This window comes from Peptoniphilus phoceensis, assembly GCF_001517665.2.
Lineage (GTDB): Bacteria > Bacillota > Clostridia > Tissierellales > Peptoniphilaceae > Peptoniphilus_A > Peptoniphilus_A timonensis.
Map to the genome: position 1 here is coordinate 118,601 of NZ_LN999806.1, position 17,624 is coordinate 136,224.

The 17,624-nt window shown below is 30.7% G+C and carries 16 protein-coding genes; 7 read left to right on the forward strand and 9 right to left on the reverse strand.

Annotation, left to right across the window (positions count from 1 at the left end; translation table 11 throughout):
• Positions 1-83 precede the first annotated feature (83 nt).
• The gene (locus tag BN3657_RS00635) at positions 84-1,292 is read left to right on the forward strand and encodes an FprA family A-type flavoprotein (protein ID WP_062551357.1); all 1,209 of its coding nucleotides are present in this window, start codon (positions 84-86) and stop codon (positions 1,290-1,292) included.
• A gap of 649 nt (positions 1,293-1,941) precedes the next feature.
• Positions 1,942-2,292: a Spx/MgsR family RNA polymerase-binding regulatory protein gene (locus BN3657_RS00640; protein ID WP_062551358.1), complete on the forward strand. Its 351-nt coding sequence runs from the start codon at positions 1,942-1,944 to the stop codon at positions 2,290-2,292.
• Positions 2,293-2,377: 85 nt separating this feature from the next.
• Here the strand turns inward: BN3657_RS00640 and BN3657_RS00645 are convergent, their stop codons facing one another.
• From BN3657_RS00645 to BN3657_RS00660, 4 genes are all read right to left on the reverse strand, one after another.
• Positions 2,378-3,913: a ClC family H(+)/Cl(-) exchange transporter gene (locus BN3657_RS00645; protein WP_230204163.1), complete on the reverse strand. Its 1,536-nt coding sequence runs from the start codon at positions 3,911-3,913 to the stop codon at positions 2,378-2,380.
• The gene (locus BN3657_RS00650) at positions 3,894-5,090 is read right to left on the reverse strand and encodes a hypothetical protein (RefSeq protein ID WP_062551360.1); all 1,197 of its coding nucleotides are present in this window, start codon (positions 5,088-5,090) and stop codon (positions 3,894-3,896) included. Before BN3657_RS00650 ends, BN3657_RS00645 begins: the two co-directional genes overlap by 20 nt.
• Before the next feature lie 113 nt (positions 5,091-5,203).
• A complete protein-coding gene (locus BN3657_RS00655; protein ID WP_062551361.1) occupies positions 5,204-6,556 on the reverse strand; it encodes an MATE family efflux transporter in 1,353 nt (450 codons plus the stop codon).
• A complete protein-coding gene (locus BN3657_RS00660; RefSeq protein ID WP_062551362.1) occupies positions 6,549-7,172 on the reverse strand; it encodes an NAD(P)H-hydrate epimerase in 624 nt (207 codons plus the stop codon). Before BN3657_RS00660 ends, BN3657_RS00655 begins: the two co-directional genes overlap by 8 nt.
• 439 nt (positions 7,173-7,611) lie before the next feature.
• Here BN3657_RS00660 and BN3657_RS00665 point away from each other — a divergent pair, with 439 nt between their 5' ends.
• From BN3657_RS00665 to BN3657_RS00685, 5 genes are all read left to right on the forward strand, one after another.
• A complete protein-coding gene (locus BN3657_RS00665) occupies positions 7,612-8,247 on the forward strand; it encodes a helix-turn-helix domain-containing protein (protein ID WP_062551363.1) in 636 nt (211 codons plus the stop codon).
• A gap of 56 nt (positions 8,248-8,303) precedes the next feature.
• A complete protein-coding gene (locus tag BN3657_RS00670) occupies positions 8,304-9,743 on the forward strand; it encodes an MBOAT family O-acyltransferase (protein WP_062551364.1) in 1,440 nt (479 codons plus the stop codon).
• A gap of 8 nt (positions 9,744-9,751) precedes the next feature.
• The gene (locus BN3657_RS00675; protein ID WP_062551365.1) at positions 9,752-10,780 is read left to right on the forward strand and encodes a hypothetical protein; all 1,029 of its coding nucleotides are present in this window, start codon (positions 9,752-9,754) and stop codon (positions 10,778-10,780) included.
• Between the two features lie 171 nt (positions 10,781-10,951).
• The gene (locus tag BN3657_RS00680; RefSeq protein WP_062551366.1) at positions 10,952-11,827 is read left to right on the forward strand and encodes a LysR family transcriptional regulator; all 876 of its coding nucleotides are present in this window, start codon (positions 10,952-10,954) and stop codon (positions 11,825-11,827) included.
• Positions 11,828-11,888: 61 nt separating this feature from the next.
• Positions 11,889-12,335 (forward strand): phosphatase PAP2 family protein, encoded by a 447-nt coding sequence (locus BN3657_RS00685; protein WP_230204164.1) that lies wholly within the window; start codon positions 11,889-11,891, stop codon positions 12,333-12,335.
• A gap of 20 nt (positions 12,336-12,355) precedes the next feature.
• On the opposite strand, the gene BN3657_RS00690 is transcribed toward BN3657_RS00685, so the two are convergent.
• The 5 genes from BN3657_RS00690 to BN3657_RS00710 all read right to left on the reverse strand — a co-directional run bounded on the left by BN3657_RS00690 (position 12,356) and on the right by BN3657_RS00710 (position 17,480).
• Positions 12,356-13,045: a hypothetical protein gene (locus tag BN3657_RS00690; protein ID WP_062551367.1), complete on the reverse strand. Its 690-nt coding sequence runs from the start codon at positions 13,043-13,045 to the stop codon at positions 12,356-12,358.
• Positions 13,046-13,074: 29 nt separating this feature from the next.
• Positions 13,075-13,680, reverse strand: coding sequence for a C39 family peptidase (locus BN3657_RS00695; RefSeq protein ID WP_062551368.1), 606 nt, complete (start codon positions 13,678-13,680; stop codon positions 13,075-13,077).
• A gap of 52 nt (positions 13,681-13,732) precedes the next feature.
• Positions 13,733-14,461, reverse strand: a complete 729-nt coding sequence (locus BN3657_RS00700; RefSeq protein WP_062551369.1) for a TIGR03915 family putative DNA repair protein — start codon at positions 14,459-14,461, stop codon at positions 13,733-13,735.
• 7 nt (positions 14,462-14,468) lie between these two features.
• The gene (locus BN3657_RS00705; protein WP_062551370.1) at positions 14,469-15,698 is read right to left on the reverse strand and encodes a putative DNA modification/repair radical SAM protein; all 1,230 of its coding nucleotides are present in this window, start codon (positions 15,696-15,698) and stop codon (positions 14,469-14,471) included.
• A 183-nt stretch (positions 15,699-15,881) separates the two neighbouring features.
• Positions 15,882-17,480 carry a Na/Pi cotransporter family protein gene (locus BN3657_RS00710; RefSeq protein ID WP_019138920.1) on the reverse strand — a complete coding sequence of 533 codons (1,599 nt, stop codon included), beginning with the start codon at positions 17,478-17,480 and terminating at the stop codon, positions 15,882-15,884.
• Between the last annotated feature and the right edge of the window lie 144 nt (positions 17,481-17,624).

A 17,624-nucleotide genomic window follows, 5' to 3' on the forward strand; every position in this document is an offset into this window, starting at 1 on the left:
TGAATTTTTTGATTTAAAATTTTAGCTTATTCAAATTAGAAATAAATTTTTAAAAATATTTAATATAAATATAAGGAGGATATATGGAAAATTTATTGTCAGTGCCTATTAAAAATGATATTTATTTCATAGGTACAAATGATAGAAAAACAGAATTATTTGAAGGAATGTGGCCACTACCAAAGGGAGTTGCTTACAACTCTTACGTGCTTAAAGGTGAAAAAAATATACTTTTTGATTTAGTAAGAGTTAACACAATTGACGATTACATTCAAAAGATAAATGAAATTATTGGGGAAAATGAAAAAATTGATTACATAGTAATCAATCACATGGAACCAGACCACACATCTTCAATTATATCAATTTTGGACATCTATCCAGATGCAAAGCTTGTTACAAACAAAAAGGCTGTGGCAATGCTAAAGAACTTCTACGAAGTTACTGACAACATCATAGAAGTTAAGGACGGGGAAACCGTAGAACTTGGAGATAGAAAAATTACTTTCTACACAACTCCAATGGTTCACTGGCCAGAATCTATGGTTGCCTATGAAGAAAAAACTAAGACTTTATTCTCACAAGATATTTTTGGCGGTTTTGGAACACTTGATGGTGGAATCTTCGATGACCAAATCGAATACAATTCACAATATCTAGAAGAAACAACTAGATATTTCATCAACATAGTTGGAAAATATGCAAGCCAAGCATTAAAGGCTCTAAAAAAATTAGAAAATCTTGATGTTGAATTAATTTGTCCAGACCACGGACCTATTTGGAGAGAAAATCCTCAAAAAATTATCGACATCTACACATCACTTGCAAAACAAGAAACAATTGATGGCTGTGTAGTTATTTATGGTTCAATGTATGGAAACACTGAAACAATGGCAGAAGCTGTTGCCAGAGGACTTGCCGAAGGTGGACTTAAAGATGTAAAAGTAAGAGATATTACAAAGACATCTAATTCTTATCTTCTATCAGATATTTGGAGATACAAGGGAGTTATCTTGGGATCATGTTCTTACGACAACAACCTATTCCCTCCAATGAATTATCTTTTGACAGAAGTTTCTCACCAAAGAATGAAAAATAATTATTGGGGAATTTTCGGTACTTTCTCATGGTCTGGTGGAGCTTTAAGAACTCTAAAAAAATACATGGAAGATGGCAAGTACGATGTTCTTGACACTCAACTTGAAATTCAAGGTGCAGCAACTGACGAAGAATTAAAACAATTAATTGACTTTGGAAAAGAAATGGCTGCAAAAATCTTAGCAGATAAATAATCTTATAATTTAAAGATCTCCACTTTTTATGGTGGAGATTTTTTGTATAATAAATTTTATAAACTCTTTGAAATTTTAATATCAAAAAGGCATATTAATCTAAATTATAAAAATTTAAAATTAAAAATATGCATAAAAAAAGAATGTCTTTATATTTATACAAGAAAAAGACATCCTTTTTAAATTTCCAATTCCATCCAACTTAAACTTTTTGGTTCAATCACATCTATCACCTATAATCTTTATTTACTAAAGTCATATATAAATTAAGCTTTTGTAAGAGCTCCCAACTCTAGGACTCTTTGCCATTTATATAAAAACTAAGAGTAAATCTCATTAATTCTTACAATTTACACTATTTACCATCAACTAATTACTTTTTCTCATTCGATTTATATAAAAGCCTCATTAAATTTTAATAAAAAGGCTAACAAATTTAATAAAAATCAAATACGCTTTTACTTTTACTTGGATGGAATTGTCATTTTTCTCACCAAATAAGTTAATCAATTTCTTTACTTTAATACGTTAATCTTATTTGGTATTAATATTATACCACACAAAACTATTTTGTAAACACTTTTTTAAAAAATTTTTAAAATTTTTTTATATTTTTTTATAGTATAATTTGTTTTAAGAGGAGGATATTATGAATACTTTAATTGGATATAAAAAATGCAGTACTTGCAAAAATATTGAAAAACTTTTAGAAGAAAAAAATATTTCCTATGGATATAGAGAAATCGACAAGGATCTCTTGAGTACAGAAGAACTTAAAAAAATAAAAGAAATGGCAGATATAGACATCTACAAACTTTTTAACTCATCTGGAGTAAGGTATAGAGAACTTAATCTAAAGGACAAGAAAAAGGATATGACTGACGATGAAATCTACGGACTTCTTTCAAGTGACGGTATGCTAGTAAAAAGACCAATTCTTTTAAAAGATGACAAGGCCTATGTAGGTCCCCAAGTCAAAAAATATTTAGAGAACTTATAAAAATTTATAAGTAAATTTCTAAATAAAATTTATTTTATAAGTAAAATAAGTGCAAGAAAAAAATCTTGCACTTTTTTATTAGTTATTATTCTCCCTTAAAAAATTCATCTATATCGAGAGAGTCTTCTGCGTTTATTAATACAGTTATTTTATCTCCAAGCAGGATCAAGTCATCTGCCTTTGGTACAAATTCACTTCCATCTCTTTCAATGGAAAGAATTATAAGGTGTCTTGGGAATTTTATATCTCTTAGGCTTTTATTTATATTGACAAAATCATCTGAAACAGTATACTCAAAAACTGAATAATCGCCAAGTTCTTTTTCTTTTGCAGTAAGTAAATTTTTATCTTTTAACTGTCTTTCAAAAAGAGTGTCGTAAATTGGTGCAACTTTCAAAAGTTCTGCAACATAGTAGGACACCATAACCACAATGGATAGGGCAATTAAGTGTTCAAAAGTTTTTGTCATTTCTGAAACTAAAATTATGGATAGAATTGGACTTCTGACAACTGAAGCTAAAATTCCACTCATGCCCAAGATTATAAAGTTGATGTAATAGTCGTTTAGGGCAAAAGTTCCATCTAAGATAGAAAAAACTAAAGCTCCACAAGATCCTCCAATAACTAGGACAGGTAAGAATATTCCACCTTGGACACCTGATCCGTAACAAAATGTTGTGTAAAATAATTTTACCAAAAGTATGGCAAGTATATATTTTACTGCAAATCTTTCCTTTGCCATTTTTTCTAGAAGCCCGTGTCCTCCTCCAGTTCCTTCAAAAAACATAAATCCAACAAGTATTGTAACTCCCATTAAAAGTGCATATTTTAAAATTTTTGAATCTATTTTTTTAAATAAGTCCTGAAATTTTGTTATTAAGTGGTTATAAATTCCTCCAACTAAACCTGTCAAAATTCCAATAACAATGGGAAGCCAAATTAATTTCATTGGCAGTGATTTTGTCACAAAGAAGGAAAAGGAAGTTTCTGCTCCCATAATTACAAAGGAAACATAATTTGCCACTATTGATGCAATAAGTGCTGGCAAGAGAACAAATTTTGAATAGGACTTGTGAAGTTCTTCTATGGCAAAAATTGCTCCAGCCATAGGTGCGTTAAAGGCTGCGGCAAGTCCTGCTGCTGCTCCTGCTGTTATCATATACTTTATTTCATCAGGTGGTCTTCTAAGAGATTTGCCCAAAAACTTTGCCGCAGCTCCACCCATTTGGATAGATGGACCTTCTCTTCCAAGCGAAAATCCCATGAGATTTCCCAGTCCTCCACCTACAATTTTGGAAACAAGTGTTGGGACTTCATTCATCTTAAATTTGCCAAGGATTTCTCCCCTAATTTGTGGAATACCACTTCCACCTGATAGGGGTGCCCATTTTAATAATTTGTAGATTATAAAAGAAATTAAGCTTGCCAAAACTATTAAAATAAATAAAGATTTTATATTAAATTCCTTATACAAAAATGCCCTATACATGTCCATTTTCATTATTACAAATCTATATAGAACAGAAAAAATCCCAGCAAAAAAGCCCACCATTATGGCATCTAAAAGCATGCTAAAGATTAATTTGTCCTTTCTATTTATATCATTTCTCAACTTTTTCACCCCATCTCAATCTCTTCCAAGCCTCTTCATCTAATTTCAAAATTTCTATATATTCTTTTTCTTTTTCAATTTTTTCTGGCACTGTATAAAAATTGACATTTAATTTTTTTATATTTTCACCATCAATATCAGCAATTAATTTAAACTTTTTAGATCTTATAAAATTATAAAATCTCGCATTTATAAGGGTCTTTCCATCGTGATAAATTAATTTTTTTGTCTTTGGATAATAGGACATCCTAAAAGACCTGTCATTGATTTTCCCCTTTAGGGTTTTTAAATCTCCATTTTCTTCAGGCTCAATATAAATTTTAGTTTCTGGAAATTTTAATTCCAAATAATCCTTTATAGTAAGGGCATACTTAGAATCATCTGATTTTAATCTCAAAAGATTTCCCTCATCATCTGTTGAGATATAAAAAACTATTAAATCTCTCTTATCTAAATCATAGGAAATTTTTGAAAATTCATCTCTCAAAAAGCTTGAAAAATAAGTGTAAGGAAAGTAATTTTCTTCTTTATAAAAATCTTCTATCTTATCCATTAGATCTTTTAAGTCTTTGGACTTTAATTTTACTTCATAACTTTTTTCGGAGATCTTTTTTACTTTAGTTCTCCTAATTATCTCTGTCCATTCTTTTTTCACATATTTTTTTAGTTCCGAATTCTTTTCAGAAGGAGAAACTGGTGGAAGAAATAATTTTTTGTTGTCCAAACTATAGCCAAGGTCTGATAAAACTTTGGAGTCGCGAGAAAGGTTAAGCATAGTATTTCTGTCAATGTATAGGGGAAGACTTGCTATATCCTCTCTAAGAAGGTAAACATCACTATTTATAATTTTTTCACCATAAGTTTCAATCTCATGATTTACTTCTTTTCTCTCGTAAAAATATCTAGATTTGTCGCTTGCTGACTGGTGATTTATTATATTTAACTTGTCGCCCCTATTGTTTTCACAAGAAAGTCTTAGTCCATAATCTCCAGAAGCTTTTACCTTGTTAAAGATGTCACTAAAGCCAAAATCTTGGAAATAGTCATCTGCAAAGGCAAAAATCCTGTCGTCTATTGTGTAGAGAATTTCTGCAACAATTTTTTTTGGATATCTATTAAAAGAAGATACTGCAAAAAAAATCCCAGCTGCCAAAATAATTATTAAAATTAAAGTTTTTTTCTTCATAAAATCACTGCTTTTTTTTATATTACTTATAGTTTACAATAAATCTTCTCTTTATTGCAATGAAAAAGGCACCAAGAGGTGCCAAATTCTATTAATTCTTTTATAAAATTTATTTAAAAATCAAAATCTTTTCTCCACTTTCCAAATTTAAAATAAATTGCCATAATTAGGAAATTTGCAAGATAAGAAACTGGATAAATTATGGATATTACCCTTATTGAATTGTAAATTGGCATTGCAAAGTAAACTATTACAATCCTAAATATACAAATTGTTAGAAGAGAAATAATCATGGGTCCCATTGCGTGTCCACTTCCTCTTATAAAGCCAGATATTGTTTCTGAAAGTCCAAAGGACCATATTCCAAGACTCAAAATCTTCAGGAAGTCTGCCCCATAGGCAACGACATCAGGATCAGAATTAAATATTGCAATAAGAGGACTTGCCAAGAAGTATGCTATTAGTGACAATACAAAAGCAATTCCAAATACAATTAATAGTGAAACTTTCATACCTTCACGAAGTCTGTCAAATTTTTGGGCACCAAAGTTTTGTCCCGAAAAAGTTGTAGCTGCAAGAGCAATAGCTTGCAGGGACATAAATAAAAATCCATCTATTCTTCCTTCTGCCGCAACACCTGCTATGGCATCTGGTCCAAAGGAATTTATCTTCGCTTGGAAAATTACATTAGTAAAGGACAAGAGAGCTGTTTGAACTCCTGTTGGGATACCAACTTCAAAAATTCTCTTAGCTTCAAACTTGTGAAGTTTTATTTCACTTCTTCTAAGTTTATAAGATCCATCAGTTTTTAGGAGTGAATAAGTTACAAGAATTGCTGATGTAACTTGAGATGCAAGGGTTGCAATACCTGCTCCTAGTACTGACATCTTTAAAAATCCTACTAACAATAAGTCAAGGGCAATATTTACAATAGCAGAAACGCACAAAAAGTTAAAAGGTCTCTTGGAGTCGCCTGTTGCTCTTAGGATTGATGCTCCCATGTTGTATATAAGAATTGGAACTGTTCCTAGGAAAAATACCCTCATGTAAATTGTCGCATCTTGTAAAATTTCCTGTGGTGTGTCCATTATCCTTAGGAAAAATGGCGTAGTAAAATAACCAAAGGCCGTTATAATAAGACCCGAAACTAGTCCGAGAAAATAAGAACAACCCACAGATCTTTTTAAAGCTTCTCTGTCATTGGAACCATAGTAAAGAGAAATTATTACTGATGCACCAGTTGTAAGCCCAAGGAAAAGACCAATCAAAAGGTTTGAAACAGGTCCAGTTGCTCCAACGGCTGCCATGGGGTTTTTGCCAGCAAATCTTCCCACTATCATAAGGTCAGCTGTGTTGTAGAGCTGTTGCAAAAAGTTTGTGAGAAGAAGGGGAATGGCAAATTTAATTATCCCTTCGACAATTGAGCCTTCTGTCAAATTTATATTTCTGCTTATTTTTTTACTCATTGGCATACCTCACAATCCCTATATATATTTTTTTAAGTTCTCCCACCTTGCTATTTAAAAGTTCTCCCTTTTTTATGTCCGAAATAGCATAAGTAAGATTAGACGCTACACAATTACCGTACTCATCTCCAGTATCTGCATCCATTCCAGAAGGGATATCCACAGCAATGACATAATTTCCATGTTCATTTATACAGTTGATTAAGTTTTTATAAAAAGAATTTAAATCTCTATTTAAACCAACCCCAAAAATGGCGTCAATAGTAACTTCATTGACTTCTAGTGATTCAACTAAGTCATCAAAATTTTCGTCTTCTATATAATTTATTTCAGTAAGTTTTTCCAAAATTTCTAAATTTTTTGAAAATTCTCTAGTGGGATATTCGCCAACTACAAATACCTCAACTAGTTTTCCACTTAGTATTAGGTGCCTTGCAATGACAAGACCATCGCCACCATTATTTCCCTTACCGCAAATTATTGTAAAGGAATCGTACTGATTAATTTCACGATATATTCCCATTCCTGCATTTTCCATTAAAATAAGAGAATCAATTTTATATTCATCTATTGTTCTCTTCTCTAGTTCAATCATTTTATTTTTTGAAATTGTCACAGTCATCCCTCCTTCTTCTTATTATATGCTATTTGTGAAAAATTAAAACCATCTAGCCCCATTTATCTTCTACAAATTCAATTTTTAACAAATTTTTATCTCGTAACATAAATTTGATGAAAATCTTAAAATTATTTATAAATATTTAGATTTATTTTTAAAGATATTAAGATTTATTTTCTTTAGTTTTTATATTAAGACTTTCATAAAGTATTTATTTTACAACTTTCTATAAATTTTTACAAAAACTTTTTAGGATTTTTAAAATATTTCTCCTTTTATTTTGTTAAAGATGAGATAAAATAAAAATATTACTATTGATATTTGATATCAATTAGCTTATAATTATTTTGACTTTAAATTTAAAAACTAAACAAATCCATAAAAAATTAAATAAAGTAAAAAAGTTAAGAAAATAAATTAAAAACAGGAGGAATTTATGACAAATTATCTTAGGATTGCACAAATGGCAAGACCTCAGTGCATAAACTGTGCCACAGAAATTTTTGAAAATATTGAAGATATAAAAAAAGAATCTTCCATTGAAGATATGAAAAGGCAAATAGAAAATCTAAACACCTTTCTTTACACCTACTTCTTGATTACATATAACAAAGACCTTTCATACATACATGACAATTTCACAAAAAGACTTGAAGATATCTGTGAAGAAGAAGCTATAAAAAATCTTGCAAAAGACCTAATAGAGTCTTATTCCAACTCCCTTCTCGATGCTCTTTCTTTTTCCAAGAATGATCTTATAGATAAGGCTCTTAAAATTATTAACAAAGAATACATGAAGGGACTCACTTTGGAAGATTTGGCAAAAAAACTTCATCTTTCCAAAAATTATCTTTGCTCCCTTTTTAAAGAAGAAACTGGCTTTACCTTCTGCCAATATTTAAATACCTTAAAGACAAATAAGGCAAAAAAACTTTTGACAGAGGACAAAAAGACCCTAGAATATATTTCTTATGAGTGTGGATTTTCATCTCAAGCCCACTTTACAATGACCTTTAAAAAATACACTGGCAAAACTCCCAAGGAGTACAAATTAAGCCTAATAGCTAGCTAATCTAAATATTGAAATCCTCCAAATTTTACTATATTATATAGTGATTGGAGGATTTTATGCTTTTTAACTCATTTGAATACTTAATTTTCCTTCCCATAGTTGTAATTTTTTACAATTTATTTAGGGGAAAATCTAAAAATATATTTTTGCTCTTGGCAAGTCTTACATTTTACAGTTTTTGGAATGTAAAATACACTTTCCTAATGCTAATCTCCATTTTCATAACTTACTTAACTGGCATTTTTATAGAAAATAACAGAGATTCTAAAAATAAAATGAAAGTCGCTGTATTTTTGTGCTTCTTTATAAATCTGGGAATTTTATTTATATTTAAGTACTTTAACTTTTTTGTGGACTTGGCAGCAAAAATTTCATCAAAAGAATTTAATATTGCCCTAGATCTTTTGCTACCAGTTGGAATTTCCTTTTATACCTTCCAAGCTTTAGGCTACACAATCGATGTCTACAGAAAAGATCTCAAGGCAGAGAAAAATTTTATTGACTATGCCCTCTTCGTGTCTTTCTTCCCTCAACTTGTGGCAGGACCTATTGAAAGAAGTAGAAATCTTCTTCCTCAAATTAAAAATCCTAAAAAATTTTCCTATGACAATCTAGTAAGAGGTCTTGTGCTTTTTGTCTACGGCATGTTTTTAAAATTGCTAATAGCTGACAGGGCAGCCATCTTTGTCAACGATGCCTTTTCTTCTTACAAAATGCACTCTAGAGAATTCCTAATAATTGGAGGACTTTTATTTACCATCCAAATTTATTGCGACTTTTATTCCTATTCTATAATGGCAAAGGGTTCTGCAAAAATTCTCGGCATTGACTTAATGGATAATTTTAAGGAACCACTTTTGTCAAAATCCATAACAGAATTTTGGAGAAGATGGCACATTTCCCTTTCTACTTGGTTTAAGGATTATCTTTACATTCCTCTAGGTGGCAACAGACGTGGATCTTTTAGAAAATGTTTAAACCTACTTATTGTATTTCTAGTAAGTGGACTTTGGCATGGTGCAGAACTTTCCTTTGTCTTTTGGGGACTTATCCACGGAGTTTTTAATGTTTTAGAAAATATTTTTGGCATAAATAAAAATTCTAAAAGAAAAAATATTTTTATTGACACAATAAGGCGAGTCCTTACTTTCATAATAGTTGTATTTGCCTTTATTTATTTTAGGGCAGAAAATATTCACCATGGAAATGAATTTATCCTAAGTATAATAAACAATCCTTCTTCCAAAAACTTACTAGAAGAAATTGCTAATTCAAAATTTGGATTAGCTAATATTTATCCACTTATTTGTGGAGTTGTGATTTTATTTATCTTTGACATACTAAAATACAATAAGATAAATTTGTCCCAAAAAGTTATAAATTTAGTCCTTCCTCTAAGATGGATAGTTTATTTGGCCTTTATCTTTGCAATAATAATATTTGGGATTTATGGACCAGAATTTTCTGAATCTGCCTTTATTTACTTTCAGTTCTAGGAGCTAATATGAAAAAATTTTTTAAAATTTTAAAATCTATAATTTTTTTAGGCATAATTATTTTTGCCTGCCTACAACTGAATAATCTCTTTATTAGAAAATCTTTGGCAAAACCTTGGGATATGGGAAATAAAATTGGTGGATTTTTTAACGAAAGTGAAGATTACAATGCCATGTTTTTTGGAACAAGCCACACTTACTGTTCCTTTGAACCCCTTGTAATATATAGAAATACTGGAGTTAAGTCCTATGTATTGGCATCACAAAGTCAACCCCTAAAAATCACCGCCTCTTATGTGAAAGAAGCCTTAAAAAGAAAAAATCCAACTGTTATTTTTGTGGACATCCAAAGTTCAATCTACAATATTCCTGAGGATTACAGTGTAATAAATTCTTATTCAGATTATTTGCCCCTTTCAAAAAATAAAATTGAAATGGTTGCAAAAAAAGTTCCCTGGGGAAATAAACTCCCAGCAATTTTTCCTCTAATAGCCTACCACTCAAGATGGAATGAGCTTAAAGACGAAGATTATAACTTTGATAAGAAAAGCTATAAAGACTATTTAAAGGGCTATGTACTCTTAAAGGGACAGAGTGAGGACTTTGCCAATTCTGGAGAAGAAGTAAAAACAGAATATACAGAATTTGCAGAAAATTTTGATGAAGAAAGTTATTTAGAATCCAACTTAAAAGCCTTTGATGAAATAATTGATCTTGCTAAAAGAAATGGCATTAAACTTTATTTTCTAAAAACTCCAATTTACGATTATCCTATCTATGAAGAAAATATAAAAGTTATAGAAAAACACCTTGGCGAAAAGAACGCAGACTTCATCGACTTTAACAAATATTATGATGAAATGAATTTATCTAAGGATGACTTTTATGATCCTCATCACTTAAATGTGAATGGAGCAGAAAAATTTAATTTATTTTTTATTGATTACATGAAAAAGGAAGGGGTCTTCCAAGAAAATCTGGCTGATGATCCGGCTTGGTTTAACGATTTAAAGACCTACGATATAAATAAATTTTGATAGACAAAGGGATAATCCCTTTGTTTATATTTTTAGTATTCTTTTTATAATGTGACAATATTCCTACAAATATTTTTCTTAAAATTTTACTGAAAATAAAAATATAAGCTTTCTTCTATAATTCTTGATTTTTGCTAAAAATGATACTAGAATAGGTTTAAGGAGGTTTTTATGACAATTAGAGATTTAGAAATATTTATCGAAGTTGTTAAGACAAAAAATATGTCAAATGCTGCAAGTAATCTTAATATTTCGCAGCCCACTGTATCTCATGCAATTTCTCAAATTGAAAGTGAGTACAATGTTAAGCTCTTCGATAGAATTTCAAAAAAATTATACATAACAGATGTTGGCTTAAGACTATATGACTTTGCCTTAAATATTTTGGAACAATTTCAAGATACTGTTATTTTCTTACAAGGTTCATCTACTGCTCACAATATCAATCTTGGCGTCAGCTCAAATTTTAGCTCTCAGTTTCTTTTAGAAATCATTGATGAATATGAAAGTAAAAAAGAAGACATAAAAATTAGAGTTTATGTTGACTCTCGCGAAGAAATACTTAAAAAATTAAATGCCGGAATAATTAACTTGGCAATCATCGACGGAGACACAGGTTTTGAAAAAAATATTGCAGAACCTTTCTACGAAGATGAAATTTATATTATTTCATCTGGTGATTCTGAGTTCAGTAAAAAGAAGGAATTAGACGCCGAAGATCTTAGGAACAAAAAATTTGTCCTAGGAGATCTTGACGAATCAACAAAGAAAATCCTTCTAACTTATTTGAGAGAAACGAATATACCTATTGACATTAAGTATATTTGTCAAAACAAGGACATGGTCCTAAATATTGTAAAATCTTCTGATGCAATTTCTCTCGGTGCAGAATCTTCTTTTGAAGATGCTGAAATAACTAAGCACAGAATCAAAGACCTAGAAATAAAGAGGACTTACTACATGGTTTATCACAAGGAAGCCTTCCTAAAGAAAAACCTAAAGAATTTTGTGCAATTCATCAAGGGCAAATTTAAAGAAAAAGAATAAGATGGAATTACAATTCTTAAAATTTTTGGAATCAATTCATTCCCCCATCCTAGACAAATTTATGATTTTTATCACAAGTCTTGGTAACGGCGGAATAGTTTGGATTATTCTTGCCCTCATTATATTTTTTCAGAAAGACAAGAGAGATAAAAGAGAAGGTCTCACTCTTATTTTTGGTCTAATTATTTTTTCTATTATTGGACTTTTAATTATGAAACCTCTGATAGGAAGACCTAGACCTTATACAGTCTATGACTTTGATCTTCTGATAAATAAACCCATGGGATCATCTTTCCCATCAGGGCACACTGGATCATCCTTTGCCACTGCTTGGGGAATTTTTCACTTCAACAAAAAAGAAGGAATTTTCGCCCTAATCTTGGCATGTCTAATAGGATTTTCTAGAATGTATCTTTCAGTTCACTATCCCACAGATGTTCTTGCAGGAATTGTTGTGGGCATTCTTTCCAGTATTGGAGCAAGAACTTTAGTAAAAAAATTTGTATAAAAAAACTACCTCATAATTTTTTATGGGGTAGTATATTTTTCTGCAATTTTTATATTTAATTCTTCTCCAAGGCTTCCATAGATTTCTTGATACTCTTCGTAGACATTTTTTAGTCTATTTAAATTGAAATCTATTGCCTCCTTATCGTCTAGCATATCCAACTGATTTAGTGGAAATCTATCAAATAAGATTGAAATTTCTATTTCTAAATCATCTCTCATATATTGAAGCTTTTCATCACTTATATCTAATTCTTCTGGCCTTTTTTTATTTAAAAAGCTTTCGAGACCCTCTCTATCACAATTTTTAAAATGCTCTCTTGCCTCATCAAAATCTTCCAAAGGAAAATCGTAAAGCCTTGGGCTGTAGTGAAAAATAACCTCTCTAAATAAATCTTCTATTATTTTTCTGTCATCATCACTTATAAGTGGGGCTTTATTTTCAATTTTTTCTTCTTCATTTAGTTCAGAAAAATCTTTTTTAAATTCTTCATCTGCCTTTTTTTGGGCAAGTTCTGGAGAAAGTTTATCCAAAAGTCTCAAATTTCTCCTAAGCTTTCTTATGCTAAGGTTTAAATTATCTACATAAGATTCTAATTCTCCAAAAATTTCCCTGTACTTTTCATCGGTTTTTGGAATTAAATTTATCAAGGTATCTTCCTTAACAAAAATAAGTTCAGATACCAAAAATTTTAAATAGTTTCTTTCCATAAAATCACCCTATCTGGTCTTAAACTCTATTACAAATTCCTATCTAAGTCAATGTCAAAGACATTGTAAGAAAAAATTGGAAGGCTCAAAAATCCATTTAAGTCATTGTAGTCAATATAAGATTTTTCCTTATTCCAACCGTCATAAACGTGGAGAAACTTAACTTTCATGCCCCTAAATTTGTAAACTGAATATCCTGAAATAACCAAGGAGTGGTTTTTATAATAACCTGAAGCTAAATTCATAAGTAAGGGCCTAAAATTATCTATCTCATCTTTTACATGAGAATAAAAATTTCCTAAATAAACGCCTCTTGCCCTTATGGGAATATTATTTCTCTTAAAGTAAATATTTGCAATGTGGGAGATAAAAACTGGAAGAGTTCCATATTTTTTGAAGTAGCCATTTCTTTTTGCAATTTCAAAAACTTCTTCGTAGACCTTATTTTTGTCAATGTCCTTAAAATAATAAGTTATCACCCTAGTTAAGCTTGTAATGGTGCAGTTATTTAATCCAGCCTCAAAATCTCTTTGCAAAAAATCTGGCAAATCAATGTCACTAGCTTCGATGAATTTTGCTCCGGGATAATTTTTTTCTATATAAGTATTTAAGTTTGCAATTCTATTTTTTTCCATCTTTTCCTCCCAAGATATTTATACCCTTTGGAGAAAGTTTTATTAATATAGCTTATTTTTTTAGCCTATTCATCTCTGGGAGATTCTTCCAATATTTTTTTGGCATATTTTGCATCCTCAATTTTTCATTTTTTCTCTCATCTATGGCGACTGCATCGTAAAAAGAGAGCCAAAGATTCACATAAGCATCTTCTGATTTTAAATTTTCATCCATTTCAAATTTAAAAAATTCTCCTCTTTCACCATTGTAGATAACTGCCTTGTCACGTCTTAAATCTGCAATGACAAATTTCTCATTTACAAGTCTACTCTTAAAGTGTCTGTAAATAAAAAATAAAATATCATTTTGTGGTTCAAACTTTGCAAATAAAATTCCTTCTTTTTCATCAAAGCGAAGTAGTCCCTTGAAAGAATGAATTTCTCCAGAAACTCTCTTTAATAAATCCCTAAATTGAATTACGTCTTCATCTGCACTTTCCAAATAATTAAATCCATGGATGTATAATTTTTTTAGAGTCTTTGCAATGGCTATTTCCTTTTTATCACTAGAAGAGGCAAAAACTTTTAGAATGCTGTCATAAAAGGAATAGGAAAAGTTTTTTATGATAGAATTTTTTACTCGTCTCGCCTTATCTAATTCAGTAGTGCATTTTATCCTGTCCTTTATAAAATCTATTTGCTGAGACCTTTTTGTTATTGTGTCTACTTCTTCTAGGACCTTATAAGCATTAAAAATTACAGTAAATAATCCCTCAATGCTTCCATCATATATATAAATCATAATTTATTCAGTCAAAAAAACTGAGTTGTTCGCCTCCTTCTCTTTCTAGGATTAAGGACCTCAAGGCTTCTTTAGAGTCAAAATTTTTCCCATAATATTTTCCCGAAACTGTTATAAAATTTATGGCTCTCTTTGTGGAAATCTTAAGTTTTTTTAAATCTTCAAAGGTCAAATTAAAAGATCTCCTCGCCCTTACAATTTTTCTCGCAGACCTTGGACCAAAACCAGGGACTTTTAAGAGTTCCTCAAGACTCGCCTTATTTATTTCAAGGGGATCCTTATAATTTTCTATTGCCCAGTCCATTTTCGGATCTATATTTAAATCAAAGTCCTTTTTACTTTCGCTTAAAAGTTCTCCAGCCTTAAATCCATAAAATCTAAGTAAAAAGTCTGCCTGATAAATCCTGTGTTCCCTTAGAAGTGGTGTCTTTACACTTGGCAATTTGGAATCTTTTCTAACAGGAACATAGGCAGAATAATACACTCTTTTTAACTTGTAATCATCATAAAGACTTTGAGACCTTTTTAGCACGTCTCTATCGTGAATGTCACCTGCTCCAACAATCATCTGACTTGTTTGACCTGCTGGCAAAAATAAATCTTTTTTCGAAAACTTTTTATATTTTTTCTTTTCTAGTTTATTAATTTCTAAGGTTTTTGAAACTAAATCCATGGGTCTTGTTATTTCTTCGATACTTTTTTCAGGTGCCAAAAGAGCAAGACTTTTTTCAGTTGGAAGTTCTATATTTATGCTCATCCTGTCCACATATTTGCCAAGTTCTCTCAAAAGATCTTGACTTGCACCTGGAATTGCCTTCATGTGAATGTATCCATTAAAATTTTCTTCCTGACGTAGTTTCTTTGCAACTTCAATTAATTTTTCCATGGTGTAATCGCAGGATTTAAAAATACCAGAGGACAAAAATAAACCTTCTATGTAATTTCTCTTATAAAAATTTATGGTCAAATCCACTACTTCATCAACTGTAAATGCCGCTCTTTTTGCATCAACACTTCTTGCATTGATGCAGTAGTTGCAGTCATAGATGCAGTGATTGGTAAAAAGTATTTTTAATAAGGATATACACCTTCCATCTTCTGACCAAGAATGGCAAATTCCACTGGGACTTGCATTTCCAAGACCCCTATTATTTTTTCTATTTGATCCAGAAGAAGAACAGCTTACATCATACTTTGCAGCATCTGATAAAATTCTAATTTTTTCCCTTAATTCCATATTACCACCAAATTTATTTTATCATTGAAACTTACGTTTGTAAACAAATATTCTTTTCCTTTTTATATCTTGGTCCTCTCTTTTAGTTTTTCTTTTAAGAATTTTTTCCACAAAAAAATCTGCCCTAGAGCAGATATTTTTTTATTATTTTATTTTTAATATTAATTATTTTTACAAGTTATTTTAATTTGCAAGCTTGCTGGCATTAGAAATGTAAGATGAAATTCTTTCCATGGCTGCCAAAGTTTTTTCATAAAGAAGTCCAGATTCTGGATTACAAATTTTTTCTCTCATTCTAAGCATGTGGTTGTTTCTAAAGTTAGATGCTTCTTTTTGGACAAGTTCATTAGATTCACGCATAAAGGTAATTCTTTCGTCCTTATCTAATTTGTCAATAGCAGAGTGGAACATCTTCTCAATGATTGAATTAATTTCTCTTAATTCTTCAAAAGTCATGTCTGTAAATTCAAGTTTTTCATCATATTTTAGTTTTGCAACTTCGGCAATATTTTTGGAGTGATCCCCAATTCTTTCCATATCTCTTGAAATTCTAAGATAATTTGCAAAGTTTGCAGAAGTTTTTTCATTCATAGAAAGACCTAAGGAGTCAATTATAAAGGCTGAAATTTGTTTGTTTAAGTAATTTATTACTCCTTCTCTTCTAAAGATTTCATCGTATTTTTCCTCATCAAATTCGCTTAATAAGCTAACTGAAGATTCGTAGTTCATAGTAACAATATCTAATAGTCTTCTGATTTCTGCCTTTACATCTGTAAAAGTTGCCGGTGCATCCTTTACAACGTTTAAGTTTATATATTGTAAAGACATTTCTTCTTGTTCCTTGTCAATACCAGGGATAATCTTGAAGGATAAGTCCGCAAGTTTTTTGGAGAAAGGAATTAATAAAATTGTAGTTGCAATGTTAAAAGTAGTGTGCAAGTTAGCAATTTCTGCTGCTGGCAAATCTCTTGAAAAACCCTTTATTATTTCGTCTATAGGCACAAATAGTGAAATAGTTACGAAAATAATTGTTCCTATGATATTGAATAGAACGTGAACTAAAGCAGTTCTTCTGGCATTTTTGGAAGATCCAACAGATGATAAAACTGAAGTGACACAAGTACCAATGTTAAATCCTAGAATAATATACATTGCTGAATGTAGTGTTATAACTCCTTGATTTGAAATGGCTTGCAAGATACCAAGAGAAGCTGAAGATGATTGCAACAAAGCTGTTATGGCAGTACCTGCTATTACTCCTAAAAATGGATTGTCAAACTTAGTCATCAAAGTTACAAATCCAGGATAGTCTCTTAGTGGTGCCATAGAGTCACTCATAAATTGCATACCCATAAATAAGAAACCAAGTCCTATTATGGATTGACCTACATATCTTTTCCTCTTGTTTTTGGAGAAGGTATTTAGCAAGAATCCTACAAAGGCAATTATAGGTGCTAAAGTAGAAATGTTTAGGGCAACTAATTGACCAGTGATTGTTGTACCAATATTGGCGCCCATAATAATTCCAACAGACTGATAAATAGTCATAAGTCCTGCATTTACAAAACCAACAACCATTACTGTAGTCGCTGAAGATGATTGGATAATTGCAGTTACACCAGCACCTACAAGTATTGCCTTAAAAAAGTTCGATGTCATCTTTTCTATGATAACTCGAAGCTTATCACCTGCGACTAATTCGAGGCCTGTACTCATCATTTCCATTCCATAGAGGAAAAGAGCAAGTCCTCCCAATAGTTCAATAAAATAATTAATTGACATATGTCCTCCCAAATTGTTTTTCAATTTCATCTTACAATATATTTATCTTTTTTTAAAGTAAAAGTAAAAATTTTGTAAAGAAATAGTAAAAATTTTCAAAAAAATAGACGGCTATAACTTGCTATAAGTTGAACATAAAAAACT

Bases quoted from the DNA above. Each gene is read 5' to 3' on its own strand.
- BN3657_RS00635 (WP_062551357.1), top strand. From the start codon at position 84: ATGGAAAATTTATTGTCAGTGCCTATTAAAAATGATATTTATTTCATA.
- BN3657_RS00640 (WP_062551358.1), top strand. From the start codon at position 1,942: ATGAATACTTTAATTGGATATAAAAAATGCAGTACTTGCAAAAATATT.
- BN3657_RS00650 (WP_062551360.1), bottom strand. From the start codon at position 5,090: ATGAAGAAAAAAACTTTAATTTTAATAATTATTTTGGCAGCTGGGATT.
- BN3657_RS00655 (WP_062551361.1), bottom strand. From the start codon at position 6,556: ATGAGTAAAAAAATAAGCAGAAATATAAATTTGACAGAAGGCTCAATT.
- BN3657_RS00665 (WP_062551363.1), top strand. From the start codon at position 7,612: ATGACAAATTATCTTAGGATTGCACAAATGGCAAGACCTCAGTGCATA.
- BN3657_RS00670 (WP_062551364.1), top strand. From the start codon at position 8,304: ATGCTTTTTAACTCATTTGAATACTTAATTTTCCTTCCCATAGTTGTA.
- BN3657_RS00675 (WP_062551365.1), top strand. From the start codon at position 9,752: ATGAAAAAATTTTTTAAAATTTTAAAATCTATAATTTTTTTAGGCATA.
- BN3657_RS00680 (WP_062551366.1), top strand. From the start codon at position 10,952: ATGACAATTAGAGATTTAGAAATATTTATCGAAGTTGTTAAGACAAAA.
- BN3657_RS00685 (WP_230204164.1), top strand. From the start codon at position 11,889: ATGATTTTTATCACAAGTCTTGGTAACGGCGGAATAGTTTGGATTATT.
- BN3657_RS00690 (WP_062551367.1), bottom strand. From the start codon at position 13,045: ATGGAAAGAAACTATTTAAAATTTTTGGTATCTGAACTTATTTTTGTT.
- BN3657_RS00695 (WP_062551368.1), bottom strand. From the start codon at position 13,680: ATGGAAAAAAATAGAATTGCAAACTTAAATACTTATATAGAAAAAAAT.
- BN3657_RS00700 (WP_062551369.1), bottom strand. From the start codon at position 14,461: ATGATTTATATATATGATGGAAGCATTGAGGGATTATTTACTGTAATT.
- BN3657_RS00705 (WP_062551370.1), bottom strand. From the start codon at position 15,698: ATGGAATTAAGGGAAAAAATTAGAATTTTATCAGATGCTGCAAAGTAT.
- BN3657_RS00710 (WP_019138920.1), bottom strand. From the start codon at position 17,480: ATGTCAATTAATTATTTTATTGAACTATTGGGAGGACTTGCTCTTTTC.